The sequence below is a fragment of the Veillonella dispar genome, from assembly GCF_900637515.1.
GTDB classification, from domain to species: Bacteria; Bacillota; Negativicutes; order Veillonellales; family Veillonellaceae; genus Veillonella; species Veillonella dispar.
In genome coordinates, this window is the sequence record NZ_LR134375.1 from 1,594,226 (window position 1) to 1,620,869 (window position 26,644).

At 39.6% G+C, this 26,644-nt stretch carries 26 protein-coding genes; all 26 read right to left on the minus strand.

All coding sequences use genetic code 11. The annotated features are described in order from the left end of the window. Positions 1–84 precede the first annotated feature (84 nt). Positions 85–1,632: a citrate lyase subunit alpha gene (gene citF, locus EL171_RS07385; protein WP_005385631.1), complete on the minus strand. Its 1,548-nt coding sequence runs from the start codon at positions 1,630–1,632 to the stop codon at positions 85–87. Then, positions 1,622–2,587: an HpcH/HpaI aldolase/citrate lyase family protein gene (locus EL171_RS07390; protein WP_004695279.1), complete on the minus strand. Its 966-nt coding sequence runs from the start codon at positions 2,585–2,587 to the stop codon at positions 1,622–1,624. Before EL171_RS07390 ends, citF begins: the two co-directional genes overlap by 11 nt. Then, positions 2,587–2,856 carry a citrate lyase acyl carrier protein gene (gene citD / locus EL171_RS07395; RefSeq protein ID WP_005385629.1) on the minus strand — a complete coding sequence of 90 codons (270 nt, stop codon included), beginning with the start codon at positions 2,854–2,856 and terminating at the stop codon, positions 2,587–2,589. Before citD ends, EL171_RS07390 begins: the two co-directional genes overlap by 1 nt. A 103-nt stretch (positions 2,857–2,959) precedes the next feature. After that, positions 2,960–4,363, minus strand: coding sequence for a DASS family sodium-coupled anion symporter (locus EL171_RS07400; protein WP_005385627.1), 1,404 nt, complete (start codon positions 4,361–4,363; stop codon positions 2,960–2,962). Between the two features lie 394 nt (positions 4,364–4,757). Then, complete coding sequence (locus EL171_RS07405) at positions 4,758–5,669, minus strand: LysR family transcriptional regulator (RefSeq protein ID WP_005385625.1); 912 nt, start codon at positions 5,667–5,669, stop codon at positions 4,758–4,760. 11 nt (positions 5,670–5,680) lie between these two features. Further along, positions 5,681–6,424, minus strand: a complete 744-nt coding sequence (locus EL171_RS07410; protein WP_005385623.1) for a Bax inhibitor-1/YccA family protein — start codon at positions 6,422–6,424, stop codon at positions 5,681–5,683. A gap of 35 nt (positions 6,425–6,459) precedes the next feature. Further along, positions 6,460–8,208, minus strand: a complete 1,749-nt coding sequence (gene pyk, locus EL171_RS07415) for a pyruvate kinase (protein ID WP_005385621.1) — start codon at positions 8,206–8,208, stop codon at positions 6,460–6,462. 75 nt (positions 8,209–8,283) lie between these two features. Next, positions 8,284–11,691: a DNA polymerase III subunit alpha gene (locus EL171_RS07420; protein ID WP_005385619.1), complete on the minus strand. Its 3,408-nt coding sequence runs from the start codon at positions 11,689–11,691 to the stop codon at positions 8,284–8,286. A gap of 12 nt (positions 11,692–11,703) precedes the next feature. After that, positions 11,704–12,471: a M48 family metallopeptidase gene (locus EL171_RS07425; protein ID WP_005385617.1), complete on the minus strand. Its 768-nt coding sequence runs from the start codon at positions 12,469–12,471 to the stop codon at positions 11,704–11,706. A 143-nt stretch (positions 12,472–12,614) separates the two neighbouring features. After that, a complete protein-coding gene (locus EL171_RS07430) occupies positions 12,615–13,124 on the minus strand; it encodes a hypothetical protein (protein WP_005385615.1) in 510 nt (169 codons plus the stop codon). A gap of 154 nt (positions 13,125–13,278) precedes the next feature. Then, positions 13,279–13,656: a hypothetical protein gene (locus EL171_RS07435; protein WP_005385614.1), complete on the minus strand. Its 378-nt coding sequence runs from the start codon at positions 13,654–13,656 to the stop codon at positions 13,279–13,281. A 215-nt stretch (positions 13,657–13,871) separates the two neighbouring features. Beyond that, complete coding sequence (locus tag EL171_RS07440; RefSeq protein ID WP_005385612.1) at positions 13,872–14,321, minus strand: hypothetical protein; 450 nt, start codon at positions 14,319–14,321, stop codon at positions 13,872–13,874. A 166-nt stretch (positions 14,322–14,487) separates the two neighbouring features. Beyond that, complete coding sequence (locus EL171_RS07445) at positions 14,488–14,919, minus strand: hypothetical protein (RefSeq protein ID WP_005385610.1); 432 nt, start codon at positions 14,917–14,919, stop codon at positions 14,488–14,490. 59 nt (positions 14,920–14,978) lie between these two features. Beyond that, on the minus strand, positions 14,979–15,389 hold the full coding sequence (locus tag EL171_RS07450) for a hypothetical protein (RefSeq protein ID WP_232013608.1): 411 nt from the start codon (positions 15,387–15,389) through the stop codon (positions 14,979–14,981). A 102-nt stretch (positions 15,390–15,491) separates the two neighbouring features. Then, complete coding sequence (locus tag EL171_RS07455; protein ID WP_005385606.1) at positions 15,492–16,364, minus strand: hypothetical protein; 873 nt, start codon at positions 16,362–16,364, stop codon at positions 15,492–15,494. A 370-nt stretch (positions 16,365–16,734) separates the two neighbouring features. After that, complete coding sequence (locus tag EL171_RS07465; protein ID WP_005385602.1) at positions 16,735–17,499, minus strand: DUF3969 family protein; 765 nt, start codon at positions 17,497–17,499, stop codon at positions 16,735–16,737. A 75-nt stretch (positions 17,500–17,574) separates the two neighbouring features. After that, on the minus strand, positions 17,575–17,823 hold the full coding sequence (locus EL171_RS07470) for a hypothetical protein (protein WP_005385601.1): 249 nt from the start codon (positions 17,821–17,823) through the stop codon (positions 17,575–17,577). 56 nt (positions 17,824–17,879) lie between these two features. After that, positions 17,880–18,308, minus strand: a complete 429-nt coding sequence (locus EL171_RS07475; protein ID WP_005385600.1) for a hypothetical protein — start codon at positions 18,306–18,308, stop codon at positions 17,880–17,882. Between the two features lie 304 nt (positions 18,309–18,612). Continuing rightward, a complete protein-coding gene (locus EL171_RS07480; RefSeq protein WP_005385599.1) occupies positions 18,613–19,074 on the minus strand; it encodes a helix-turn-helix domain-containing protein in 462 nt (153 codons plus the stop codon). A 91-nt stretch (positions 19,075–19,165) separates the two neighbouring features. Beyond that, complete coding sequence (hemL, locus tag EL171_RS07485; protein WP_005385598.1) at positions 19,166–20,470, minus strand: glutamate-1-semialdehyde 2,1-aminomutase; 1,305 nt, start codon at positions 20,468–20,470, stop codon at positions 19,166–19,168. Positions 20,471–20,479: 9 nt separating this feature from the next. After that, a complete protein-coding gene (hemB, locus tag EL171_RS07490; protein WP_039969007.1) occupies positions 20,480–21,454 on the minus strand; it encodes a porphobilinogen synthase in 975 nt (324 codons plus the stop codon). A gap of 9 nt (positions 21,455–21,463) precedes the next feature. Continuing rightward, positions 21,464–22,972, minus strand: coding sequence for a uroporphyrinogen-III C-methyltransferase (gene cobA, locus EL171_RS07495; RefSeq protein WP_005385595.1), 1,509 nt, complete (start codon positions 22,970–22,972; stop codon positions 21,464–21,466). Continuing rightward, positions 22,969–23,907, minus strand: a complete 939-nt coding sequence (hemC, locus tag EL171_RS07500; protein WP_039969005.1) for a hydroxymethylbilane synthase — start codon at positions 23,905–23,907, stop codon at positions 22,969–22,971. Before hemC ends, cobA begins: the two co-directional genes overlap by 4 nt. Positions 23,908–23,911: 4 nt before the next feature. Continuing rightward, complete coding sequence (hemA, locus tag EL171_RS07505) at positions 23,912–25,183, minus strand: glutamyl-tRNA reductase (RefSeq protein WP_005385587.1); 1,272 nt, start codon at positions 25,181–25,183, stop codon at positions 23,912–23,914. Then, positions 25,152–25,799 (minus strand): precorrin-2 dehydrogenase/sirohydrochlorin ferrochelatase family protein, encoded by a 648-nt coding sequence (locus EL171_RS07510; RefSeq protein WP_005385585.1) that lies wholly within the window; start codon positions 25,797–25,799, stop codon positions 25,152–25,154. Before EL171_RS07510 ends, hemA begins: the two co-directional genes overlap by 32 nt. Positions 25,800–25,856: 57 nt before the next feature. Then, complete coding sequence (locus EL171_RS07515) at positions 25,857–26,642, minus strand: YlmH family RNA-binding protein (protein WP_005385583.1); 786 nt, start codon at positions 26,640–26,642, stop codon at positions 25,857–25,859. Between the last annotated feature and the right edge of the window lie 2 nt (positions 26,643–26,644).

Consider the following 26,644-nt stretch of genomic DNA (forward strand, 5'->3'; position numbering starts at 1 on the left):
GTCTTTGTATTAACTTACTAGCATGGGATGGTGAGTTGACAGCGAAACCCAAACGGACTCTACCGGACTCCAACCCCTACTCAATTATAGAGGTTTACGAACCACGTCAAGGATAGAACCATCGCGGTATTCTACGATTGCCACGATGTCTTCGTCTTTGTCGGATACAGGGATATCTTGTGGTTTACCTACCAAGTCGAATGCTAATTGTTGTAATTCTTCAATTGTGTAGATAGGCAAGTTGCTATCTTTGAAGCGTTCAATCAAATCAGTACGAGCTGGGTTGATTGCAATACCGTATTCAGTAACAAGTACATCAACGGAGGAGCCTGGTGTAATTACAGTTGCAACTTTGTCACGGATCATTGGCAAACGACCACGGATCAATGGACAAGTAATAACTGTACATTTAGCACCTGCTGCTGTATCGGAGTGACCGCCAGAAGCGCCCATCAATACACCGTTAGAGTCAGTCATTACGTTTACGTTGAAATCAAGGTCGATTTCAGTAGCACCAAGGAATACTACGTCTAGGTAGTTTGTAGTGCAGTCAGTCCATGGGTTAGCATACATGGAAGCGGACATTTCGATGTGTGCAGGGTTTTTATCTAAAGAAGCTGCTGCAGTTGTATCGAATGTTTGAGTATCGTAAATTGCACGAATCAAGCCTTCTTCAAGCATACCAGTCAAGATACCAGTAGCACCACCGATAGCGAAGCCACCTACTTCACCGCGTTTGCGAAGTTTTTCAGCGATGAATTTTGCAACTGTCAATGGAGCACCGCCAGCGCCCAATTGAAATACGAAACCATCTTTAATGATGCCTGCTTGGTCAAGGAATTCACCAGCTAGTTCAGCAATTTTAATTTGGATAGGGTTTTTAGTGAAACCTACCGCACCAGAAGCGATACCTTCTGGATCACCAATGCTTTCAACCTCAACAACATAATCTACATCAGTTTGAGGAATTGCATAGTTGTGTACATAATCAACCAAATTATCAGTGATGATAACAGTTTTGTCTGCATAGTGAGAGTCAACTTTAGCATAGCCAAGTGCACCACATGCGGATTTACCCATACGACCAGTAGCATTACCACGTGGATCAGCTGTAGGAGCACCCATAAAAGCTACGTCGATATGAACTTCGCCAGATTCGATAGCACGAGCACGACCACCATGAGAACGAATCACTACAGGGCGTTTCAATACGCCTGGGTTTTGAGTTAAGAATTTACCAAGACGATCGCGCAAGCCAGATGTTTCGATAGCTGTTACAGTACCATCTTGAATCATTTCTACCAAGAATTCATGGCATGGGGACAAGGAAGAAGATGCGATAGTAATATCTTTGATACCTTTTGCTTGTACGCGTTCCATAACCATTTTCATTACATAGTCACCGTTACGCAAATGATGATGGAAGGACAATGTCATGCCATCTTTTACGCCAACCTTTTCGATTGCTTCATCGATAGAAGCAAGTACTTTATTTGTACCAACACGGCTCATGTGTACAGGTTTACCTGCGCGATGAGCTTTAGGTTCGATTGCGAATTCACCTTGATATACTTCGCGACCTTCTAGTGCTGGGATATTTGTTGGGATATCGCGACCTACTTTATTTAACATCGTATTCTGCTCCTTCCTCTAATTCAACTTTAATGCCTGCTGCACGTGCTTTATCAACTACGCGTTGTGCACGAACTACGATAGGACCATCGATCATTTTACCATCTACGGAGATTACGCCTTTATTGTTGCGCAATGCATCTGCATAGCTGTTCAATACCTTAACGGAATGAGCGATTTCTTTTTCGTCAGGAGTGAATACTTCGTGGATAATTTTGATTTGGCTTGGGTGGATACAAGATTTGCCATCATAGCCCAAAGCTTTAATGAATTCAACTTCTTCGCGGAAGCCTTGTGGGTCTTTCACGTCGGAGAATACAGTATCGATTACGCGGATACCTGCTTCACGCGCCGCATGAAGGATTGTTTGACGAGCGAACAACAATTCAACAGCTGGTTTATGTTTACCTGTGCGAAGGTCTGCACGATAGTCTTCAGCGCCAAGAGCGATAGCAACTACGCGAGGACCATGGCAGATTTCACGAACATTATATAAGCCGCGGACGGATTCAATAGCCACGATAATGTTGATTGTACCTTCCGGCCAACCGTTAGCTTTTTCTACTTCTTCAATTTTCTTCGCTACGATTTCAACTTCAGATACGTCTTCAGTTTTAGGTAAACGAATCATATCAGGTTTAGCTGGAACGATTACATCAAGATCGTCATAGCCATAAGGAGTTTGTGTAGGATGGTTGATACGAACAACTGTTTCTGCACGGAATTTACGAGATTTCAATGCTTCTGCAGTTAAAAGACGAGCTGTATCTTTTTCTGTAATAGGCACAGAATCTTCGATATCGATCATAATGGAGTCAGCACCGTGAATGTCAGCACTGTTAATCATTTTAGGTGTATTACCAGGTACGAACATCATGGAACGAGACAAGCGTTTTTTAGCAGCCTCTGTTAATGGATTTGTTTTAACTTCTGGGAATGTTTTATCGTTAGCCATTATGCTTTGCTCCCCCTTTCCAATGCGCCTAATACGCGAGCTTTAATTGTGTAATCCCAAGCATTTTTGTCTTGTACAATTACTTTTACGCCATCAAAACCAGCTTCTTTTACTGTGTTTAAGATAACGGATTTAATTTGGTCGCCGTATTGGCGGATAACTTTGGATGTTAATTCAATTTCGATACCGCTAGCAATCGGTTCAACCGTTACTAATGCATCATTTTTTTCGTCGAAGCCAGCTTGTGCAGCTTTTACTAATTGTGCCATGTTGCATCCTTTCACTAAAAAATATATCAAAGGGCAAAGACCAGACGTGTCGCGAATGTCTGGTCCGTGCCGTTAAAACAATGTTAATTTTAAGATTGTATGATTAGCCAATCATACCGATGAAAGTCCACCAAGGGATACCTACTACAAAGAGTAGAATCCAACTCAATACCGCTAAGATAGCACCAGCAGTCCACCAATCTTTCAAGTTGTTATAACCTGCAGAGTAGATGATTGGACCAGGGGATGCACCGTAGTGAGTTACAAGACCACCAAACGCATTTGTTGCAAGTAATACAAGACCAAACATAACTGGGTCTACACCTGCCGCCATACCTACAGTTAAGAATACTGGAAGCATAGACGCAATGTATGCAGTACTGGAAGCGAATAAGTAACGAATTACAACGCTGATACCAGAAAGAATCAATACAACGATGAGCGGAGACACATCGAGTGCCAAGTTTGCTTGCATATATGCTGCAAGCCAAGCAAAGAATTTAGCTTTTGTTAAAGCAGTGGATAAACCAAGGATAGCACCAAACCAGATGAATGTGTTCCAAACAGCTTTAGTTTGAACCATGTCATCCCAAGTAATGATACCAGCGAAGAACACAATAGTCATAGCTACTAATGCTACTGCTGTTGGGCTCAAGTCAAAACCGATGGAAGGCAATGCCCAACCGATAAGAGCAAGAATAAATACAACTGCTAAGATTTTTTCAGACATTTTCATAGGTCCTAATTTAGCAAGACCATCAGCAGCTAATTTCTTATTATCAATTTTTACTGCTTCCGGACGGTCGATCCAGTAACCTACAAGTGGTACGAAGATCAACATTACAAGACCAGGAAGAGCTAAGGCTAAAGCCCATTCAGCCCATGTCATGTTAAGACCAGTGATTTTAGTAACAAAGTCCAAAGCCAACACGTTAGGAGCCATAGCTGTTAAGAACATGAAGGATGTAATTTTTGTTACGAAATAGCCATTCATCAAGATGAAGGAACCACCGCGTTTAGCAGTATCGCCAGGATAGGAACCGATAGATTCAGCGATGGATAAGTTAATTGGATATACGATACCAGCCGCACGTGCTGTGTTAGAAGGTGTAGCTGGAGATAATACTAAATCAAGAAGTGCTGTTACATAACCAAGACGTAATACAGTAGAACCGAATGCGTTAATCAAATGGTAAGCAACGCGGTGACCAAGACCAGTTTTACCAAACGCAACACTCAAGGAGAACGCAGCGATGATCATCCACAATGCAGTGGAGCCATAACCTACCAAGATATCTTTTGCATTGTCTAAGAATAATGCAGATGCAGATAATACAGCTAATAAAATAATTTGAATTGGGTATGGTTTTAAAATCAAACCTACGATACCTGCAATGTAGAAGCCTAAGAGGCGCCACGCCGTATCAGTGAGCCCATCTGGTGGAGTTGTAAACCAGAGGACAACAGGGATTAGCACAATAAGTGCTAGTTTTAAGAATTTTTCCATGTTTCTTCCTTTCTTAAAAACATAGGCATGTAATCATCCTAACACTACCCCAGAAATTCGTGATACGCGACTATCAGCTATTGAACTCTAGGAGTTTTTGTCTACACTCATTATATATGCTTAAAAGAATTATGAATAATAGATTACCTTTATAGGGGTTATAAAAACTTTTATATCTACTATTCATACTTTTTATGCATTTTGAGCATAGATTTGCAGCCCAAAATGAAAAAAATGCATGTATACGTCCCCAAAGGGGGTATACATGCACTTACATGGTCCTGCCTGGCTCTTTCGAGACACCTTTATTATGACTGATTATATCGAAAAAGTCTAATACTGAAATAGCATGAATAGGCAGTTACAAATTCTTATATTGGATCTATTTATAAATCTATGCTTTATATTCTCTAAAAATACTATCATCTACTACGGTATGCTTTTTATAATAATCGCGAACATACTCAATAAATGTTTTAACCACTACAAGATTTTCTGTATCCTTGGTGTACACCATGTTGGTATCACGAGTGATATATGTGCCATCTTTACTACGCAATGGACTTACATAGATATCTCTATCCTTGCAGGATCCAAGGCCCATATAGGTCAGAATCGACCAACCGAGCCCTGCGCGCACAAAGTGACGGCATGTACTCATAGAATTTACATCCATGGCAACACTAGGTGGCTCTTCAAAATGTTCTGCACACCATGTTTCGATGATATTGGCTACCGACGCATCAGTCTGATACTTGATAAATGGTACCTTCTCAAGGGATTCAGGTGGTACTAATTCTTTATAAACCAAGCAGTATGGTTCCTCTAATAGTAGCTCAGACTTACCAGACACATCATAACCGCCACGAGCAAAGGCAACCATACAGTCACCAGTATTAAACATTTTTACCACTTGATGGCTGAATGCCGTCTTAACTTGTATATGCACATCTGGATACAGTTCGCGGAAAGATCGTAACAAGGCCGGCAATTCATAGTCTGCAAAGTTGATAGATGACGCAATTTTCAAGGTTCCTTGAATCTTACCAGAAGCGGAGTTCATAGCATTTTCTAAAGCCTCTTGATCTTGCATCATTCTTTTACAGTAATCATAGAAAATCTCGCCTTGCGCCGTAAGGGCAATACCTTCAGCAGTACGCAACAACAGAGAATGGCCCAAGGCTTTTTCCATATGGCGCAACCGATAGCTAAGCGCTGGTTGCGATAAAAATAATTTTTCTGCCGCCCTTGTAATATTGCCTTCATCGACAACAGTGACAAAGGTTTGCCATTCTCTATCGTCCATAGTATCTCCTTTTATCGCTTATTACCAAAGATGCGCAATAAGGATAAGAATAAGTTAATGAAATCTAAATATAGGCTCAAAGCACCTGTGATTTCAATGCGGTCTAGAATTGTTTCATCCTCCATAAGAGCTACTTGTGTCACATTATTTTTAATGCGGTTCACATCGATAGCCGTAAAGATGGAGAATACTACAACCCCTACATAGCCTAAAACTAGACTAACAGTATCGCTAAAGCCACTGAGTACAGCCCAGTTAAAGTAGCGAGCTGCCATCATCACAAAGGATACAATGATCATACCGAGCAAAGCAGCCATTACATACGGTGTAAGGGATGATAAATTGCGTTTTGTAGTAGCCCCTACCACTGCAAAGCCAATGAAGAAGGCAAGAGTACCGATTAACGCAGGAATAACTACTTCAAACACATTATATCGCAAGGATATAAGTGTCAATGTAAGACCATTCAATGCACTATATAAGAAAAACATACCTCTCAATGTCATAACATTAGCTGCATATGCACGCGCACTGAATAGGAATACTACGCCAAGCTCAACTAATAGGATAATATTAAAGTTTTGGTACGCAAAGCGTAGCCAATTAGGATTTGCTAAAGCCGCTATACCAACGCCGATAGTCGTAAGTAAGCCTACCACCATCCACAAGAAAGAGCCTTTTAATCGTTGGGATACGATACTTTCAACCTGTGCAACCTCAGCTGCAGTAGGACCTGTTACATTATATGGATTCATACTATCCCTCCTTATTTAATTATCACTCATAGAAATTATCGAGCATTTGCAATGCCTGCAAACACCTTGCCACGTTCACCGTCGATAGTTACTTCTTGACCTTCTAAAAGCACTTCATGAGCATTTTTAGCGCCTAAAATAACTGGAATACCATAGGTAATGCCCGCAATAGCACTATCGGATGTATAACCATCCTCTACAGCAATAATGCCCCCTGCTCGTTTTGCAACAGACATCAATTCAGGCTCCATTGTACCTACAACGAGGATGTCGCCGTCTTTGAAGCTTTCATAATTACCCTTATGATTAGCAGCAATGAATACAGTGCCTGTAACGGATTTACGCAAAATACCATTGCCAGATAAGAGTACTTGGCCTGCAATATGAACGCGAATCATATTTGTAGTACCTGTCGCACCAGATGGTACGCCAGCCGTTACCACCACTAAGTCACCAGACTCAATGGCACCTGTGCCAAGAGCACCTGTAATGGCTTGTTTAACCATTTCATCAGAGTTAACGATTTCATGACCTTTAATAGCCTCTACACCCCAGCATAATTGCATGCGGCGAATTGTTTCTTCATGCGGTGTTACAGCAATAATTTTGCAAGCCGGACGATGCCGAGCAGTGCTAATTGCAGTATGACCAGATTCAGTACATGTCAAAATAGCAGCAGCTCCAAGGTTTTGAGCGATGCGCACGCTTGCTAAACATACAGCACTGGTAGTCGTCATATCCACATCTTGACGAGCACGACTCTTACTATCGTAAATAGCAGCTTGTTCTGTTACCTCAGCAATGCGTGTCATAGTCGTAACCGCCTCTACTGGGTAAGCACCATTTGCAGTTTCACCAGACAACATGATCGCATCAGTACCATCTAAGATGGCATTGGCTACGTCACTTGCTTCCGCCCGTGTAGGACGTGGATTTTGAATCATGGACTCTAGCATTTGGGTTGCCGTAATAACTGGTTTACCCAAGTCATTACATTTTTCGATCATCATTTTTTGAAGTACTGGCACCTCTTCGGCAGGGATTTCTACACCGAGATCACCGCGAGCAACCATGAGGCCGTCTGCTACTTCCAAAATTTCATCAATGTTTTTAACGCCTTCAGCATTTTCAATTTTCGCGATAATCTTGATATCTTTTTGTTCGGATTCAAGAATACGACGAATGGCTACAATGTCTTTACCGCGTTGCATAAAGGATGCGGCTACAAAGTCCACACCTTGTTGACAGCCAAAGCGTAAGTCCGCTTCATCCTGTTCAGATACAGGTGGCAAGCTAAGTGCTACGCCTGGTACAGCTACACGTTTACGGTTACCGATTTCACCGCTATTTTGAACTGTAGTAACGATATTATTACCTTCAATAGAATCGATAGTAAGGGTTACAAGGCCATCGGCCAATAAAATTTTGTCCCCTACGGACACATCCCCTACAAGACCTTTGTGGTTCACGGAGCTAAGCTCTTTTGTGCCTTCCACATCATCAGTAGTCAATGTAAACTTTTGACCTTCTTCAAGGAATACTTTCCCCTCTTTAAATAGACCGAGGCGCACCTCTGGACCTTTTGTATCGAGTAATAATGCGATTGGTTTATTAACAATCATCGCCGCATCGCGCACCATTTGCATGCGCTCGGCTTGCTCTTCATGAGATCCGTGAGAGAAATTAAAACGAGCCACGTTCATGCCCGCTCGCATCATATCTTCTAAAATACCAAATTTATCCGTTCCCGGACCTACAGTACATACGATTTTTGTACGTTTCATCTTTCCTCCTATGAAAGTAATTTCTATATTGAATCTTTCACTTCTTATTGTAGTAATGTTGGTGAAAGCTATTTATTATTGCACCTCTACGGATCCATCACCTAATATAGCTTCAATAGCCTTGATGGATTCATCACTAGGGTCAAAGCACATGTTCGGTGGCAAATTAATGCGTTTCCGTTGACGGTGCAAATATAGTGATGTTGGCACAGAGCCTGCGGTGTTCGTTAACAGCCGTTTTAAGGCTTCACTATTTTCTGGCGTGTCATATTGGCTATAAATATGGATTGCCACATGTTTTGCCTGACTATAGTTTACCTTTAATGGCATAATGCGGTCTGCAATAATTTGCACACCCTTTTCATCCGCATCAACGCGGCCTTTTACCTTAACGATCATATCGACCGCAAGGAACTGTTGACTTTGACTAAAGACCTTAGGGAATGCCACTACGTTAGCCGCACCAGAATAATCTTCGATGCGAAGAATGGACATAACCTCGTTCCGCCTTGTCATGCGGTCCGTCTTATTTTCAATCAAACCTCCAAAGGTAATGGTTTGGCCATCATATTGCTCTGGATTTTCTACGAGAGCCCCCAGTTCAAATAGGCCCTCTAGCTCCTTCGCATAGCCTTGCAATGGATGGCCTGTAATGTAAAAGCCTGTATATTCCTTTTCATCCTTTAATTTATCGTCTTCCGATAAATCCTCCACATTCGGTACAGGGATGAAGTCAACGGACTCCTCTATATCGCCAAAGAGACTCATGGTGCCCATAGCGGCATCCTTTTGCTCTTTAGCACCTACGGCTTGAGCGCTTTCATACATATGCAATAATTGGTTTCTGTTTTCCTTGAAACCATCCATGGCACCGCATCGAATGAGACTTTCAAGAAGTCGTTTATTAACAACCTTGTTGTCCACGCGTTTACAGAAATCTACGATATCCGTATAGAGGCCGTGCTCATTACGCTCGCGAATCAAACGATCAATGGCATTATCCCCTACGTTCTTGATGCCCCCAAGACCGAAGCGAATGGCATCACCTTGCACGGCGAAGCTGCGTTCAGAATAGTTAATATCTGGACCGAGTACCTTAACATTATGCTTCTTGCAGGCATTGATGTAGTACGTCAATTTCTGCATGTTTTGCATGAAGCTAGTCATGGTAGCGGCCATGAATTCAGGGAAATAGTGGGCTTTCAGATACGCTGTTTGATACGCAATGTACGCATAAGCCGCACTATGTGATTTATTAAAGCCATAGCCTGCAAAGTATACGAGCAAGTCAAATACTTCATTTGCAATGGACTCTTCTATACCATTATTTATGGAACCTTGAATAAAGGACTCGCGCTGCGCCTTTAGAACGGATTCTTTTTTCTTACCCATGGCGCGGCGCATTAAGTCCGCTTGACCAAGGGAGAACCCGCCCATGGCGGATGCAATTTGCATAACCTGTTCTTGGTACAAGATTACCCCAAAGGTATCTTTCAAAATCGGTTCCAATATAGGATGTAAATAGGTAACCTCTTTTTTACCGTGACGGCGGTCGATAAAATCCGCCACCATGCCAGAGCCCAATGGACCTGGACGGTACAAGGCTACCAATGGAATTAAATCCTCAAAATGTTCAGGCTTAAGGTCCATAACAAGCTTGGTGATACCTTCCGATTCGAGCTGGAATACACCAGAGGTGTCGCCTTTTGTGAGGATATCACAAGCAGCCTTATCATCGAGCGGTATTGCATCTAAATCGAGGTCAATACCGCGGTTCGCCTTGATGAGCTTTAAGGCATCCCCCATAACCGTCAAAGTACGGAGGCCTAAGAAGTCCATCTTTAAGAGGCCTAATTCCTCGATGTTATCCTTATCGTACTGTGTTACAAAGCCATCATCATTGGCATTTTGTACTGGTACGTGGTCATCTAGTGGATCCGCGGAAATTACGACGCCCGCCGCATGAGTGGACGAATTTCGTGCAATCCCTTCTAGCTTCTTACCAAAATCAAATAATTCTTTAACGTTTGGATCAGCTTCGTATAACGCTTTTAACTCTTTCCCTTGTAGAGCTTTATCTAAGGTAATTCCTAATTCGTTTGGAATCATCTTAGCAATGCGGTTTACTTCCGCCAGTGGTAAGTCGAGCACGCGGCCTACATCACGAATTACGGCGCGCGCTGCCTCAGTACCAAAGGTAATAATCTGGGATACACGTTCCTGTCCGTATTTTCGTGTTACATATTCGATGGCTTGGCCACGCTTTTCATAACAGAAGTCAATATCGATATCAGGCATGCTTACCCGCTCTGGATTTAAGAACCGTTCAAAGAGCAAATCGTATTTTAATGGATCAAGGCCTGTAATGCCAAGTAGATAGGCTACTACAGAACCAGCTGCTGAACCACGGCCAGGACCTACTAAGATGTCGTGCTCACGGGCATAGCGTACATAGTCCCATACGATGAGGAAGTAATCCTCAAAGCCCATCGTTCCAATAACATCTAACTCGTAATCGAGGCGTTTTTGTAACTCTTCAGAGGTCTCCCCATAGAGGCGAGGAATTTCTCGTTCACAAACCTTACGCAAATAGGTCTTAGACGTTTCCCCTTCTGGCACATCAAAGTGCGGCAAATGATGTTCATCAAAATTAAACTCTACATTACAGCGGTCTGCAATTTTTAAGGTGTTTTCCATGGCCCCAGGAATATGTCCAAATAGCTCTGCCATCTCATCCCCAGATTTTAGATAGAACTCATCATTTGGGAATTTTAAACGGTCCACTTCGGCACGACGACGACCTGTAGAAATACATACCTTAATATCCTGCGCGTCTGCATCCTCTTTTAAAACATAGTGGAAGTCATTAGACGCTACGATGCCAAGGCCGTATTCCTTGCTGAGCTTAATGAGCTCCTCTTGGGCCTTTGCCTCCTCTGGCAAGCCATGATTTTGGATTTCTAAGAAGAAATTATCCTTGCCGTACGTCTCGATATACCATTCAATGGATCGCTTGGCACCTTCCATATTATCTTGCAAAATATACTGAGGGATTTCCCCTTGAATACAAGCACTGAGGGCAATTATGCCTTTACTGTATTGGCGCAATAAATCGCGGTCTGCACGAGGCTTATAATTAAACCCTTCAGTAGAGGCTTTCGACACGATTTTTACTAGATTTCGATACCCTTCCATGGTCTCAGCTAACAGAATGAGATGTTTTAATCGTTCACGGCTGCGACCTTCCTGCTTATCAAGACGACTACCTTCTGTGACATATACTTCACACCCAATAATCGGTTTGATACCTTGGGACACACATTCCTTATAAAAATAAATGGCTGCGTACATATTGCCGTGATCTGTAATGGCAAGGGCCGGCTGATTTAACTCCTTCGCACGACGTACCATGTCAGGCAAACGACTGATACCGTCCAGCAAACTAAACTCTGTATGACTATGTAAATGTACAAATGGCTGCATGGTACACCTCCTTTAAGGGCGATGAGCAAAATACACGTTCAATGACTTCTTACGAGCCTTCCAATCTGGCAAAAACTGTGCTACTAGATTGTGAAAGTTCTTAGAATGGTCTAAATATTTAAAATGAGCAAACTCATGAATCATAACGTACTCAATATACGCCTGTGGCCCCTCTAATAAGCGAGTATTCATCTTGATGAGCTGCTTTGCTGGCGTACAAGAACCCCAACGACTCTTCATACGCTGCTGTTTTATGGTTGGCATAGGTACATCAATACCTTGCTTGTGGTAGCGTTGATACACGACCTTTGCCCAATGGACAAAGACCTTCTCCCCTAAATTACGCCAATAACTTTGCATTAATTTATGCTTAGCCTCAAAGGTAGTACCACGAGGTACCACCATAGTAAGGATGGCTTTTCCGTCAAAGCCAATATGAGGCTTTCCGTCCTGCTCAACTAGGCGCAACGTAACGGGAATGCCAAGGATTGATAAGCTTTCACCATTTACATACTGCAACGCATCGACGCGCTTGGCATTCAATGCATCAATCTTATAACGAGCTCGCTCAATGAAGGGCATATTCTCGATAACAAACTTGTCCACCCTATAATCCGGCACATAGGCATTCGCCGACACATGGATCACACCATCCTTTGTAATGCGCATGTTCATGTTCTTCACACGCTTGATGGTTAACTCATATTCAATTCTGTCGCCATTATAGGTAATAGACCTAGTTGTTGAAGTATTCATACCTTTTATTTTATCATAAAACACTCATAAAATCGTAAAATTCTGGTGATTTTAATAGGAATTATTCGATATAGGTAAAATGATAAAAAAATAACAGATAGCTGATTTTAGATAATCAGCTATCTGCTATAAATACTAAAAATATTATATTGTAACTTTAATGCTGATTAAATTATACATCCCCCATCAATAGGTGCTAAATCAATCATTCTATCTTTTTTTTCATAATATCGTTTATTAACACTATCATATCCAAGATTCCATTCAAAAGGGAATTCAGGTACAGGTTCATTACTATAATCAATACCATGCCAAATAGCATCATCTTTAAAATAACTTAATCCATTTAGAGTTAAATTATTCTCCAGACAAAATTTACCTGCCAATTCAATTTTATTATTTAATAATAATGATCGAATAATAAGACATTCATATTCCCATCCGCCAAAGTACAAATAATCAAAATATCTCAAAGCTATGTATGCATCCCATAAATTAATCTTAACCATATATTTAAATAGATTATCAATCAATGTATATTCATAACTTTTATAATATTCATTACCAATCAAGAAATTATAAATCTTAATATTATCACTATTTGTAAAATTAGAGGTTACTAATAAACTCTGTAAATTAGGTATATTAATTAATTTCTCTATTCTATTCTCTTCCATAAAAGCTTCTCCTATTTATTAAACTATACTCACAGGAAAAAATGTTGAGATTCTGATTATATTTCCAGTCTTTAAAACTCGCACTGCCAGATTAACTAATCCTGATTGCCCATAACTATTAACCATCACTATTAACTTTAGAGCTTATTAAATTTTACCAACTCCAGATTCCAAGAAGGATTAGAAGGATACTCTGTCCTACAAACACAGCAATTCGACCTTTTCCTATAATACTACTGCCATAGCTTTTCCCTTCCTTGCACATAAAATATTCATTGAGGTTTTTCTTTAGTGCAAACATTTCTACCCAAAGAAGGACCGCAAGTATGAACGAAAAAATAGAAAAACTATGTAAAATCCTCCCTCCAAAAACAACCATTAATTCAATCATCAATAATTGACCTAATTGTATCATCGTAAGAAGAAGACTTCTCTTAGTATTTACTCCTGCAATAGTTATTGTATTGTTCCGTATAATATATATTGCATACATACCAAGTAAAATACTACATAAGATGCGCCCAGCGTTCATAATCTCTCCTCACTAATCGTTTATACCATCGAAACCATCTTGACTATCTTCATTTGTATATGCAGTATTGTATACTAGTCTTTCTCTGATTTAGAAATGAACCAGTAATAACATGCTATATAGATCTTTTATAGCTATTTTATAGATATTATTAACATCTGCAGTATTTTAATAGGCTTATATACTATGGCATTTTATAATAAAAAAAACAGATACTACTCTACTGCATGAAATCTTTGAGATTTATCATCATAATAAATTTTCCATTTGGACAATGCTAATGGAATATTTTCATCGTAATAATCTCGCCCTCTCCAAATCGAACTATTTCTAAAATAGGAGTAACCATTTTTTACTAATTCTGTATCTAAACAAAATTCACTGGCTAGACTAATATTATTTTCTAAAAGCAAAGTTCGAACAATTAGGGCGTCATAATCCCAACCTTCGAAGAGTAAATAGTCAAAATAATTAAGTGCTATATAGGCATCCCATCTATTATTTAAAACAATTAACTGAAATAATTTATTAATCAATGTATAGTTGGGAGACATATAATATTCGTCACTCAAAAGAAATTGATATATTTGTGTAATTCTATTTTCATCTAGTTTTTTAGTCTGATCAATATCAACTAAATCAAGAAAAGCGTCTAAGGGCTCCATAAAAAAACTCCTATTTCACAATATTTACTGCAGTAAATATATAAGCATGATTACTATTGATAACCAGACACTCTCCAGTTTCAATTCATAAAGCCATTTGTAGTTCCAACTAATTAAAATCTTATTATTTAATACCAAAAGAACATCTTAGAATGAAGGCAATTAATTATAAATGTAATAGTTCTAACCAATTATTATGTGCTAACACTACAATATATCCATCATTCTCCGAATCCTTTGTAACATATACTCTATATGATTCATTTTCATATACATAACGAGACGCAGTCTGATCAACTAAAGTCCATTCTCCATTTAAGGGCTTTATTGATTTTATATCTCTATGTTGTGAATCTGGCTTTATATCAATTGATCGACCTATTGATATAAGATTTCTTCTATTCGTATCATGTACATCTCCATCGATTATATATTGATCTCGTGGAAAAGCTGCATTTAAAGCTTGTGTCAATTCCATTCTAGACTGCTCAACAGTATCATTAAACAAAAACTTATAGCCTAATCCACAAATTAGCCATAAACTAAAACAGCCTATAAAAATGTACCAAACAACAGAATAAATTGTTTTAAATTGCATACCTAAAAATCCTCTATATTACCTATATACTAGTTCTATCTAGCAGAGTAGCTAGAGAATTAAAGATATTCCCAGTTACCACTTTCAATTAAACGCCGATATCTTATAGGAAGGTGCTCATAATCATCTATCACCTTTATTCTTCCAATAAAATCATCATATTGTTTTTCATCCATATCAAATTTAAGATTTACAAATATATAGTGATCTAAGTATCCATCATAAATAATATATTTTTGTTGCATATGATCAACTTGACCAATAAAAATTTGATGATTATTAATTAATTTATATATATGATAATTATCTGATTCTAAGGAGTTTATGATTTTATATGACTTTATACCAGTTGCTATTCTAATCATTTGTCTATAATCATACAAAACACCTTCATTATTTAACTGAACTAAATAATCAGGCTTTATACCAACCACACTTCCTAATTCAGCATGAAAAAACCAAGAATTCAATAGAAAATAGATTCCAATTAAGAACAGCGAAAAAATGTTTCCTAATATGCTAAATATTAGTAATCTCTTTTTCCACATCTACTAATCACCCTTTACTTTCATTTATTGCAAATAATTTTCTAACCCCATTTTATGTTCTGGTTTTAAGCTCATACTCTCTCGTGCAGTAACTAACTTAATAAACAATTCTTCTATAACGTCCTTATCATATTTACTAAATTGACTATAATGATCTATAGCTATAATTTTATCTTTTAGTTGTTCATCATGATTTCGTTCTTTGATTAATTCATTAACACTAAACTCTTTTGTTTTACTAGAAACCGTCTCATTAAGAAAATTATAATATAATAAGTTGTTAGAATAGTACTTCCAAACTGTACCCGTTTCTAAATCTATCTTTGTAATACTACCAAAATCAACATTATAGAATATATTATTAGAAATTTTATACTTATCAATTTTCGATAATTTAGCTCCTGTTGCAAGATTATAAATCCCACGTGTTTCACTAGAGAAAAAGAATGGAAATTTAATTATATTCCCTTCCTCTATTGGAATTCTTTCCCTAAAGTCAGCATAAAATTTGCTTTTCCAAACTTCCTGTTCCGAATCAGAGAAACGACTAAATTCTGGATACACATTAGTAATGTCATTCATTCTGATTTCATTAGGTGGCTCTTTATGTAATATAAATACATGATCGTTATTTAATTCATTATATATACCAATACCATTTGTAGTTATATAATATATTTTCCCTCGTACTTCATCAAAACCAAGAACATTAGAAGCAATTATATTAGTTGGCTCTTTGTAATATATTATACTTCCCCTCAGATCCAAATAGTGGATAAATGGGTGTATAAAATTTGTAGAAAAGAAAAGCCAACCATAAAAAATAATGCCTACTACTATTAAACAAGAAAGAACTATTCTCTCAAGCCATTTTTTTGAGTTTTTTCCTATCTTCATGAAGGTCTATTACCTTATTTCATCTATCTTTTTCTAATTTAACGATTATAAACTTATTCTTTATATCTCTTATAAGTTCAATTTCCATCTTATCATCAAAATCATATCCTATAAGGTGACTCTTGTTGACTTCATACCATTTATCTTTTCTTCTGAATACATATTCGTAACTGATTACAACGTAACACCTTCATATATGTTTTTAAAAATATTTATCTGACAGTCTCTACCTATAACATAACGCTCTCCACTTACTTTATACATCAATATACTTGTTAACTTTTGCTCATATGCTTCTAACAAACCTTATAGCTTAATTTTTCTAAAAAACAATCATAAGTATATAAACAACTCAATAATCTTCTAGAATCTATAATCCCAAGTCTATAAACTTCCCTGAAACTTTGATCTGCCAAAACATCCCTTTAGTGGCTTTTAAATCAATGCCTATTTCTAACTTGTCAGAACTCACATCATAAAATGGTAATAATAGCTGTAATGATGCTAATTTTGCTTTCATAGCAATTAAATCTTTACTTAATTGCCCCGATATATTAGTATCAGCTATCTCCTGTAAATTGGAAATACATGTTTGAAAATCTTCATTCTGAATACGTTCACACGTATATATTTCAGACAAATAGGACTGTTTAATACAACTTAAGATTGATTCAGAAATGAATTCAGGTTTTTGTAAGACTTCATACAATCCTAACAAAAACAACGCCCAAAATATCTCCTCTACATAATCGGTAAAGAAATAGATACCGAACTTATTTTCATCATGTGTAGAAATCTTTAACGCCTCAGATAAAGTATCCCCCTCTAACTCCCGTTCTATTAAAGCAATCCAACTACTGCATTCAATATCATCTAACGTATCATTTAATGCTGGTATAGGGATTCTACGAGCCATCCACTCATCAACATCCTCTAAACTCATCCCATCTCCAATTATATTTAACAGTTTATCGGACAGATGTGCTTTTCTACACATTAAACGAATTAACATACTAAATATGTAATATTCTAGAATGGTCAAATCAATATAATTTCGTCTATACGCCTTAACAGCCCCCAATATAAAGACCATTAAAAATGTATCTAAACTTTTTTTATTTTTAAAATAAATCATATTTATACCTCTATACACTAATTTATTCTAGCTTTTAATCTATAGGTTCATCATTAACCTTTTTTACTTAGTGAATTATAATAGTCCATTATCCATTAGTAACCCCAATAAGGTAAATATTGCAAAAAACAAAAGGATACTTAAAATAATCCGTACTATACGTCTCACTATAGGCTTAGCTAGAGTGAATGACTCTACACTATCATGATTACCAATCAACTCAGGAATACAAATAAATGCAATAGTAAGACCTATAGCCTGAATTGTATCTTTAACCTCATAATTTGTATTATATAAATTTAGTAAAGAATCAAAAAACTCCATTTATATACTGAATCTCCTTATAGTTTCGATAATACATAATAAATACAAACTTTAAATTATCGGTCTTTTTCTAATATAACGATTATAGCCTTAGTATTTATATCTCGTATAATTTCAATTTCAATCTTATCATCTAGATCATAGCCTATGAGATGCCGCTTTTTTACTTCACGCCATGTTATATGTTCTTCTGAAAGTATATCCTTTACTGTTTCCAAAGTAATACCTTCATATGTATTTTTAAAAATATATATCTGTCCATTTCTACCTGTAGCAAAGTGCTCTTCACTTACTTTATACGCAGATATACCTACTAACTTTTGTTCATATACTGTTAGTTTTTGTATTTGCTCCGGCCTTTTAATATACGCATGTAGAGAAACAAATCCCATTAAGAAGAATCCAAACAAGATAAACCCTATATAAAATTTAACTGTAAAAGGTGCTCGATTCAATATAGATTTTACACCGCTCCATACTTTCATAATGTCTCCTATAAGACCAGTAAATATTTAATCCGCTTCTATATTTCAATTATATATTAAACCAACTTATATCACCAACGGATATTTTAATATTGTTATCTTTTATTTATTTTATATTTAGCTTTAATAAAGAATACTAAAGCTTGAGCTTGATCATTTATATTATGGCAATACAAAAGCACCAACTAATAAGGAAGCTCTTACGTATCGTATAGATTTCCCAATAGATGGTGCTTTTTATAATTCAGCTAATTAAGTTGTTCTAATAAACATGTCCTACACAAATACAAAGTTTGTAATAAAACTACTTTATATTCCGTCGTGCCGCCAAGCTACCAGCACTGCTGGCTAGACCAGCTCGATTGATATGTGGGTTCCCATGTTTGTACGTTTTTGGCTTACTACTTTTATCTTCTACCTTTGATTTTTCAAATTTAGTAAATAGATTGTCTAGCTCGCGCAAGAGCGCACGTTTTTGTGAGTCTTTCAACTCGAATACTTCACCTTTATAGGCGATGTATTTATTTTTGAGTACAGGACTGAGATCATAGATGGGCTCGTGTTGTTCTCCATTTACATCTAGCAGCTCATCCAAGGTCAATCCATAATAGCGAGACAGGGCACAGAGTGTATCTAAATCTGGTTCGCGATACCCTGTTTCGTAATTTGAAAGCGCCGCATTACTGATACCTACGGCCTTTGCTACTTCGATTTGGCTTTTGCCCATGCGCACGCGAGCACGCTTTAAGTTCTTATAAAACTGCATGTTCATCACCTACATCGATACATAAACAACTACAAACTATATATTTTATAATAATGTATCACTGATTTTTATAGTAGTGTATCACTAATCTTTATAGTAGTGTATCACTGATTTTTTTGAAAGCTTCATCAGCAACGGCTAATGTGCGTTCGATTTCACTGCTCTTATGGCAGATAGATACAAAGTTACTTTCATAAGGGCTTGGCGCATAGTAGATACCATGGCTCAAATTATGGTGGAAGAACATTTTGAATTGTTCTTCGTTGCAAGATGCTGCATCATCGAAGTTCTTAACTGGTTTATCAGTGAAGAAGATGGTGAACATGGAGCCTACACGTTGTACTACAACAGGCACATTGTATTGTGCTGCCAAGCGTTCAAAGCCTTCACAAAGGGCTATGGTTGCATCTTCTACTTGTTTAAAGATAGTTGGATCTCGTTGCAAAATAGAAAGCGTTGCAAGACCAGATGTAACAGCAATAGGGTTACCGCTTAATGTACCGGCTTGGTAAATAGGACCAGCTGGTGCGATTTGGTTCATAATCTCACGAGAGCCACCGAATACAGCGAGTGGCATGCCACCGCCAACGATTTTACCAAGGCATGTAAGGTCAGGTTTAATATTATAACGTTTTTGTGCACCCCCACTGCTAGCGCGGAAGCCACACATTACTTCGTCAAAGATCAATACTGTGCCATGAGCCTTAGTCACTTCCCGCAAGGTTTCAAGGAAGCCTGGTTCTGGAGGCACACAGCCCATGTTGCCCGCTACAGGTTCTACGATAATAGCCGCAATAGTATCACCGATGTCGTCGAATAATTTGCGAACCGCATCAGAGTCATTGTACGGCAAGGTAATTGTATTTTCAGCTACACCTTGAGGAACGCCAGGGCTATCTGGTACACCAAAAGTAGCAAGGCCTGAGCCGGCTTTTACCAAGAGTGCATCGCTATGACCATGGTAACAGCCAACGAATTTCACGATACGATCGCGACCTGTATAGCCACGAGCTACACGCAAAGCACTCATAGTCGCCTCTGTACCAGAGTTAACGAGGCGGATAACCTCCATAGATGGCATGAAAGCTTGTACCTTTTTCGCCAATTCTGTTTCTAATAGTGTAGGCGCACCGTAGCTAGTGCCGCGAGGAATCGCCTCTTGCAAGCTAGCGATAACCTCAGGGTTCGCATGGCCCAAAATCATAGGGCCCCAACTCAACACATAGTCGATGTATTCGTTGTTATCGATATCATAAATACGGCTGCCGCTAGCGCTGCTGATAAACGGAGGGTTAGAACCTACACTGCGGTAGGAACGAACCGGACTGTTTACGCCGCCTGGCATATAACGTTTAGCCTCTTCAAAGGCCTTTTCAGATTTACCGAGTTGGAACATGGTTTCTCCTTACTTTTGTAACCATTTAGCAATATCTATAGCATGGTACGTAATGATGATTTTAGCACCAGCGCGCTTCATGGAAAGCATTGTTTCCATAACGAGGCGTTCTTCGTCGATAAGACCAGCTGCTGCAGCGGATTTAACCATCGCATATTCGCCAGACACATTGTATACCGCTACAGGCAATTCATAGCGGTCACGTGTTTCACGAACGATATCCAAGTAGGACAAGGCTGGTTTAATCATGATAATATCTGCCCCTTCAGCGATATCCAGCTCGATTTCTCTGAAAGCTTCCAAGCGATTAGCTGGGTCCATTTGATAGGACTTGCGATCACCAAATTTAGGAGCAGAGTTAACAGCACCGCGGAACGGACCATAGTAAGCAGATGCGTATTTTGCTGCATAGCTCATGATGGATACATTAGTATAACCTGCCGCATCAAGGGCTTCACGGATAGCACCTACACGGCCGTCCATCATATCGGATGGGGCCACCATATGTGCACCTGCTTCCGCTTGGCTTACCGCTACTTTACAAAGCAATGGCAATGTTTCATCATTTAAGATTTCATGATCATCAATCATGCCACAATGGCCTGTTGTCGTATATTGGCACAAGCATACGTCAGCTACGACCAATAGATTTGGCACCGCTGCACGGATTGCTTTGATAGCTTGTTGTACAGGTTGGGACATATCCCATGCAGAGGAACCTTGTTCGTCCTTATATGTAGGAATACCGAAGATTTCTACGCCAAGAATACCAAGATCATATACCTCTTGAGCCATTTTTACAGCTTCATCAACGGATAAGTGGTATTGGCCTGGCAATGTATCGATTTCTTTTTTGATACCTTCACCAGGAACAATAAATAATGGATAAATTAAATCAGTTACGTCGAGTGTCGTTTCACGTACCAAATCACGCATTTCTGGATTGATACGCAAGCGGCGAGGACGGTATGTTAAATCGTACATGTAATCCTCCTAAATGTCCTTTACAATAGCATTTACCAAGCCATCAGTTGTATATACATCGCTGATAACAGCTGGTTTAAGACCTGCACTCATAGCTGTAGCAGCTGTGATAGGTCCGATGCAAGCAATCTTAGTATTGCCTAATAGTTTCAATGCATCATCGCCCAATAATTGGATTGTATTAGTTACTGTAGAGGAACTTGTAAACGTAATATAGTCTACAGTACCTGCAGTTAATGCATTTACTAATGCTTCTTGTTGAGATGTGTCTTGTGTCGTTTCATATAAACGCAAGATATCTACATCTATATCGTGATGACGCAAAGAGCGTGGAATTACATCGCGAGCCACTTTTGGTTGGATGAGCAATACGGAATCGCCTGCTTTGAGTTCTTCTTCAAGAGCCTCTACAGCAGATTCAGCTTTGTAGTCTGCAGGAATAATATCTGGAACAATGCCGTATTTTTGAAGTTCTCGAGCTGTAGCACAGCCGATAGCCGCCACTTTAGAATTACCTAAAGCACGTGTATCCTTGCCTTCTTTATAGAGAGCATCGAAGAAGTAGCGAACCCCTTCACCAGATGTGAATACGATGCATTGGTATTGTTTTGTATTATTGATGATACGACGATCTTCATCAAACAACTCCAATGGAGATGTTTTAATCGCTGCCGCTTCCACTACATTAGCACCTTGAGCTTCTAATTTTTCGCGGAATGCACTAGCTTGGGAGCGAGCGCGTGTAACTACAATAGTTTTGCCGAATAACGGTTTATTATCGAACCATTGTAATTTTTCACGAAGGTTAACTACATCGCCTACTACAATAATAGCTGGCGCCTTTAATTGTGCCTTTTCTACGTCTTCTACTACATGTTCAAGAGTAGATACGAGAACCTCTTGAACTGTTTTTGTACCCCAACGAACAAGCGCTACCGGTGTATTAGCTGGGCGACCATGAGCCATCAATTTTTCTGCAATAGTAGGCAAATTGCCAACGCCCATAACAAAGCAAAGTGTGTCTACTGCTGTAGCAAGGCCTTCCCAGTGAATGCCAGATACGGCTTTAGTTGGATCTTCATGGCCTGTTACAACTGCAAAGGATGTAGCCATAGCGCGTTGTGTTACAGGAATACCTGCATAAGCAGGTGCTGCAATTGGAGATGTTACACCAGGTACAAACTCAAATGGTACGCCAGCTTCACCAAGAGCCATAGCCTCTTCACCACCACGGCCAAATACGAGTGGATCTCCGCCTTTTAAGCGAGCTACGATTTTACCTTCTTTACCTTTTTGTACTAAAAGCTCATTAATTTCCCATTGGTGCATTGTGTGATCTTTACATTGTTTACCAGCGTAAATCAATTCTGCATCTGGGCGTGCCCATTCAAGTAAATGAGCATCTGCTAAATAGTCATATACAATTACATCTGCTTTTTCAATGCATTCGCGACCTTTTACAGTAATAAGTTTAACATCGCCAGGGCCTGCACCGATTAGATATACCATACCTGTCATTTTATGATTCCTTCCTCTATGAGAGCATCCACAATATGTTTGCCACCTTCTTCATATAAGGCTTTTGCAAGGTTTTTACCAAGAATTTCAGCTTTTTTAGCAGGGCCAGAAATTTCTCCTTCGTACACAGTTTTACCGTCGAGGGAGGCAATCATAGCCTTTAGTATCAATTGACCTTTATTAATAGTACCATGTACACCCATCGGCACTTGGCAACCACCATTTAACTGACGCAAGAAGCTGCGTTCCCCTTCAACGGCATAGCGTGTAGCTTCGTCGTTAATAGGAGCTAGCATTTCAAGCATTTCCGTATCGTCAGCGCGGCACTCGATAGCAAGAGCACCTTGACCAACGGCAGGAATCATTTCATCAGCTTTAAATACTTGGGTAATTTGATCATCTAAGCCCAACCGTTTAAGACCAGCTTGTGCCAAGATAACACCATCTAGCTTCTCTGTTTCAATCTTGCTCAAACGAGTTTGTACATTGCCGCGGATAACCTCCACCTTAAGGTCCGGTCGCACATGTAATAATTGGGCTTGACGGCGCAAGCTACTCGTACCGACGCAAGCACCTTCAGGCAATTTATCTAATGTTTTATACACAGGGCTTACGAGCGCATCGTAAGGAACTTCACGGGCTGAAATAGCACCTAGCGTAAGACCTTCTGGCAACTCTGTAGGCATATCTTTCAAGCTATGTACGGCGATATCGATGTCGCCTTTATGCATAGCCTCTTCTAGCTCAGCGGTAAATAAACCTTTGCCACCAACTTGAGCCAGTGGTTTTTCCAAGATACGGTCACCCTTTGTATTAAAGTGAACAAGCTCTACTGTAATGTTTGGGTACAGACGTTGTAACTCTGCACTAATATGTTCAGCCTGCCATAGGGCAAGGGCACTTTTTCGCGTGCCGATTCGAATATGGTCTCTCATGGCATTAGCCTTCTTTCTCAAGATTAAACATATCTTTGAATAAATCCCAGTACAAACCTTCTTCCTCTGTACCGGCGATTTCGTTAAAGTGAATCATCGGTTCACGCAACATTTTGCGAATGATCATGCGACTCATAGAGTCCATAATACGGCGCTCTTTATCTGAAATGTCAGGTAATTTCGCCAATGCACGATGTAACTCACGACGGCGAATGCGCTCTGCTTTTTCCGTGAGCAATGCCATCATAGGGCGCACCGTTAGATAGCTCAATTTATCTAATAATTCTTCAATGGCATCGTGAATGATAGGCTCTGCACGACGAGCTTCTTCTTCGCGTTGTGCCTTATTTTCTTCTACTACGCTTTCAAGGGAATCAATATTGAATAAATAAATACCATCCATATCTGCCACAGTAGGGTCGATATCACGAGGTACTGCAATATCAATCATAACGATAGGCTCACCCTTGCGAAGAGATGCAATTTTCTTTGCTTCTCGTTCCGTAATAATATAATGTGGCGCCCCTGTAGATGTGATGAGGATGTCCGCATCTTTAGCGTAATCTACAAAGTTATCGAGCTTAACAGCCTTACCATTAAAACGCTCAGCCAATACCTCTGCCTTAGCAAAGGTTCTATTAGATACGAAAATCGTTTTTACACCCTTTGCTTGTAAGTGCGTTGCGGTCAACTCACTCATGGTACCGGCCCCTAAGATGAGTACCGTCGCTTCAGATAAAGGTTTATCTAAGCTGTCCTCAGCTAGGTTAACAGCGGTGTAACTAACGGATACAGGCGTATTCGCGATGCCAGTATTGGTACGTACTTTTTTACCAACACTAATGGCTCGTTGGAATAAAATATTAAAAATCGTACCTGTACAGCCTGCACTATAGGCTTGGATATAAGCCCCTTTTAATTGGCTCAAGATTTGTCCTTCCCCCAACACAAGGGAATCGAGGCTTGCAGACACACGGAATAGATGTTCAATGCAATCTCGTTCTTCATAGAAGAAGAATGCATCTTCATCGATGTGATCGGCACCTTTTAAATCCTTTAATACTGCCAGCATATATTCTTTAGGGAACTCTACACCTTCTAAGGCCGCGTAAATTTCGGTTCTATTACAGGTAGACAAAATAACGCATTCTGCTACACAGTCAAATTCATAGAGGCGGTTCAGTGCTGAGGCGACCTCGTCCTTATCAAACGAGAAACGTTCACGCACCTCTACAGCGGCACTTCTATGATTTAGACCTAATACCACTAATTTCATGGTCAAGTTTCTCCTCTATAGTCATCCACTCTCCCTTGAGAATGGCTTCAAATGTTTCTACGGTCAGATGGTCTCGCCAAAATTTCTGTCGAGCCTCTGGAGTAGGAAGTAGTAACTTTACTTCTTCTCTAAATATTTTAAGTCTAGGCATAGCCTTTTGCAACTGACCATAACGATTCATCATATCTTGCTTTACGAGGCGATTGATACGAGGTCCTACGTTATTAGCGCTAATAGCGATATGAAGATCGCCTAGTTCAAGGGATGAAGGTACAGTAAATCTGCATGCACTAGGGGCGTCACTGCGATTAGTCCAAACGCGGTGTTTTTTCCCCATATCATATAACGTATCGTTTAATTCGCTATTATCTGTACAGATAAAGAACAAACTGCTCGTTATAATGTGGTGTTCATCATCCATTGTGAAAGCACGGTCGTACCACGTGATACGATTATCCTTTGCCCATTGGCAAATCCTATCTGTTACAGTGGGAGCAATCACCACAATGTTGCATGGCTCATCAATAAAGAGCTGCATTCGTCGCTCTGCGACCTTCCCGCCGCCAACGAATAGGATTGTATCTTCAGTTGTAGGTTGAAATGTTATGGATACCATGGCTGTCCTACTATATACAAAAAAATCGGCTTGATGGTCAAGCCGATTTTCAATTGCCTACATGAATCGTTTCAGATATACGCCGATACGCCCCTTACGAGATGTACCTGTAATGGCTTCTACCTTCATTCGGCCACGACCACGCATAGAGATTACATCCCCTTCTTTAACTTCTTGGGATGCACCCTTAGCTGGTTGCCAGTTTACTTGCAATAATCCTGCATTTATAGCGCTTACCAATTTAGTACGAGACACGCTAAAACCAGAACTTGCCACCGCATCTAAGCGCAAAGAAGCAACTGTAGTGCGGACTTCTTTAATTTTTTCTTCTTTTGGTGCAATATCTGATAGGTCAATAGCCTCTACAGATACAGAAACCATAGCAATTTTTGTGAAGTTTTGAATCACAAAGTCTGCTACGCTTTCATCTACCAAAATTTGAGCGCCCCCTTGTTGAACGATAACGTCCCCAAATTTGGAGCGATCAATGCCAAGACCCATCAGGGAGCCAAGCACATCGCGGTGGGTAAGCAATCGGAACCGTGGGTCCCAATTTACCTTAAGGGCGCGAATCCCCATATCCACAGTACCGTTAAAGTCGCTATCTACAAAGGCGATGCGGATACGTTCCGCCCCTTCATAGCCACCGTCTGTCTTAACGATAAGCTGTGGGTAGTTAGCCTTGATTGCGTCTGCAATGACAAGACCTGCAGGGCTCGTAAAGTCCGCCACGCGGTATGGGCGACCTTTTACAACCTGCTCAGCCAAGTCTAGCATGCGGCGAGCTTCCTCACCACTGCCACTGGCTTCAAAATATCGTATTAATTTACTAGTATCTGCCAAAA

Coding starts and splice junctions, on each gene's coding strand:
- EL171_RS07480 (WP_005385599.1), bottom strand. CDS start 19,074: ATGCAGTTTTATAAGAACTTAAAGCGTGCTCGCGTGCGCATGGGCAAA.
- citF (WP_005385631.1), bottom strand. CDS start 1,632: ATGTTAAATAAAGTAGGTCGCGATATCCCAACAAATATCCCAGCACTA.
- EL171_RS07465 (WP_005385602.1), bottom strand. CDS start 17,499: ATGATTTATTTTAAAAATAAAAAAAGTTTAGATACATTTTTAATGGTC.
- hemL (WP_005385598.1), bottom strand. CDS start 20,470: ATGTTCCAACTCGGTAAATCTGAAAAGGCCTTTGAAGAGGCTAAACGT.
- hemA (WP_005385587.1), bottom strand. CDS start 25,183: ATGAAATTAGTGGTATTAGGTCTAAATCATAGAAGTGCCGCTGTAGAG.
- EL171_RS07430 (WP_005385615.1), bottom strand. CDS start 13,124: ATGGAAGAGAATAGAATAGAGAAATTAATTAATATACCTAATTTACAG.
- EL171_RS07400 (WP_005385627.1), bottom strand. CDS start 4,363: ATGGAAAAATTCTTAAAACTAGCACTTATTGTGCTAATCCCTGTTGTC.
- EL171_RS07390 (WP_004695279.1), bottom strand. CDS start 2,587: ATGGCTAACGATAAAACATTCCCAGAAGTTAAAACAAATCCATTAACA.
- EL171_RS07475 (WP_005385600.1), bottom strand. CDS start 18,308: ATGAAAGTATGGAGCGGTGTAAAATCTATATTGAATCGAGCACCTTTT.
- EL171_RS07405 (WP_005385625.1), bottom strand. CDS start 5,669: ATGGACGATAGAGAATGGCAAACCTTTGTCACTGTTGTCGATGAAGGC.
- EL171_RS07455 (WP_005385606.1), bottom strand. CDS start 16,364: ATGAAGATAGGAAAAAACTCAAAAAAATGGCTTGAGAGAATAGTTCTT.
- EL171_RS07440 (WP_005385612.1), bottom strand. CDS start 14,321: ATGGAGCCCTTAGACGCTTTTCTTGATTTAGTTGATATTGATCAGACT.
- EL171_RS07435 (WP_005385614.1), bottom strand. CDS start 13,656: ATGAACGCTGGGCGCATCTTATGTAGTATTTTACTTGGTATGTATGCA.
- hemC (WP_039969005.1), bottom strand. CDS start 23,907: ATGAGAGACCATATTCGAATCGGCACGCGAAAAAGTGCCCTTGCCCTA.
- EL171_RS07420 (WP_005385619.1), bottom strand. CDS start 11,691: ATGCAGCCATTTGTACATTTACATAGTCATACAGAGTTTAGTTTGCTG.
- pyk (WP_005385621.1), bottom strand. CDS start 8,208: ATGAAACGTACAAAAATCGTATGTACTGTAGGTCCGGGAACGGATAAA.
- cobA (WP_005385595.1), bottom strand. CDS start 22,972: ATGACAGGTATGGTATATCTAATCGGTGCAGGCCCTGGCGATGTTAAA.
- EL171_RS07410 (WP_005385623.1), bottom strand. CDS start 6,424: ATGAATCCATATAATGTAACAGGTCCTACTGCAGCTGAGGTTGCACAG.
- EL171_RS07470 (WP_005385601.1), bottom strand. CDS start 17,823: ATGGAGTTTTTTGATTCTTTACTAAATTTATATAATACAAATTATGAG.
- citD (WP_005385629.1), bottom strand. CDS start 2,856: ATGGCACAATTAGTAAAAGCTGCACAAGCTGGCTTCGACGAAAAAAAT.
- EL171_RS07445 (WP_005385610.1), bottom strand. CDS start 14,919: ATGCAATTTAAAACAATTTATTCTGTTGTTTGGTACATTTTTATAGGC.
- hemB (WP_039969007.1), bottom strand. CDS start 21,454: ATGTACGATTTAACATACCGTCCTCGCCGCTTGCGTATCAATCCAGAA.
- EL171_RS07510 (WP_005385585.1), bottom strand. CDS start 25,799: ATGGTATCCATAACATTTCAACCTACAACTGAAGATACAATCCTATTC.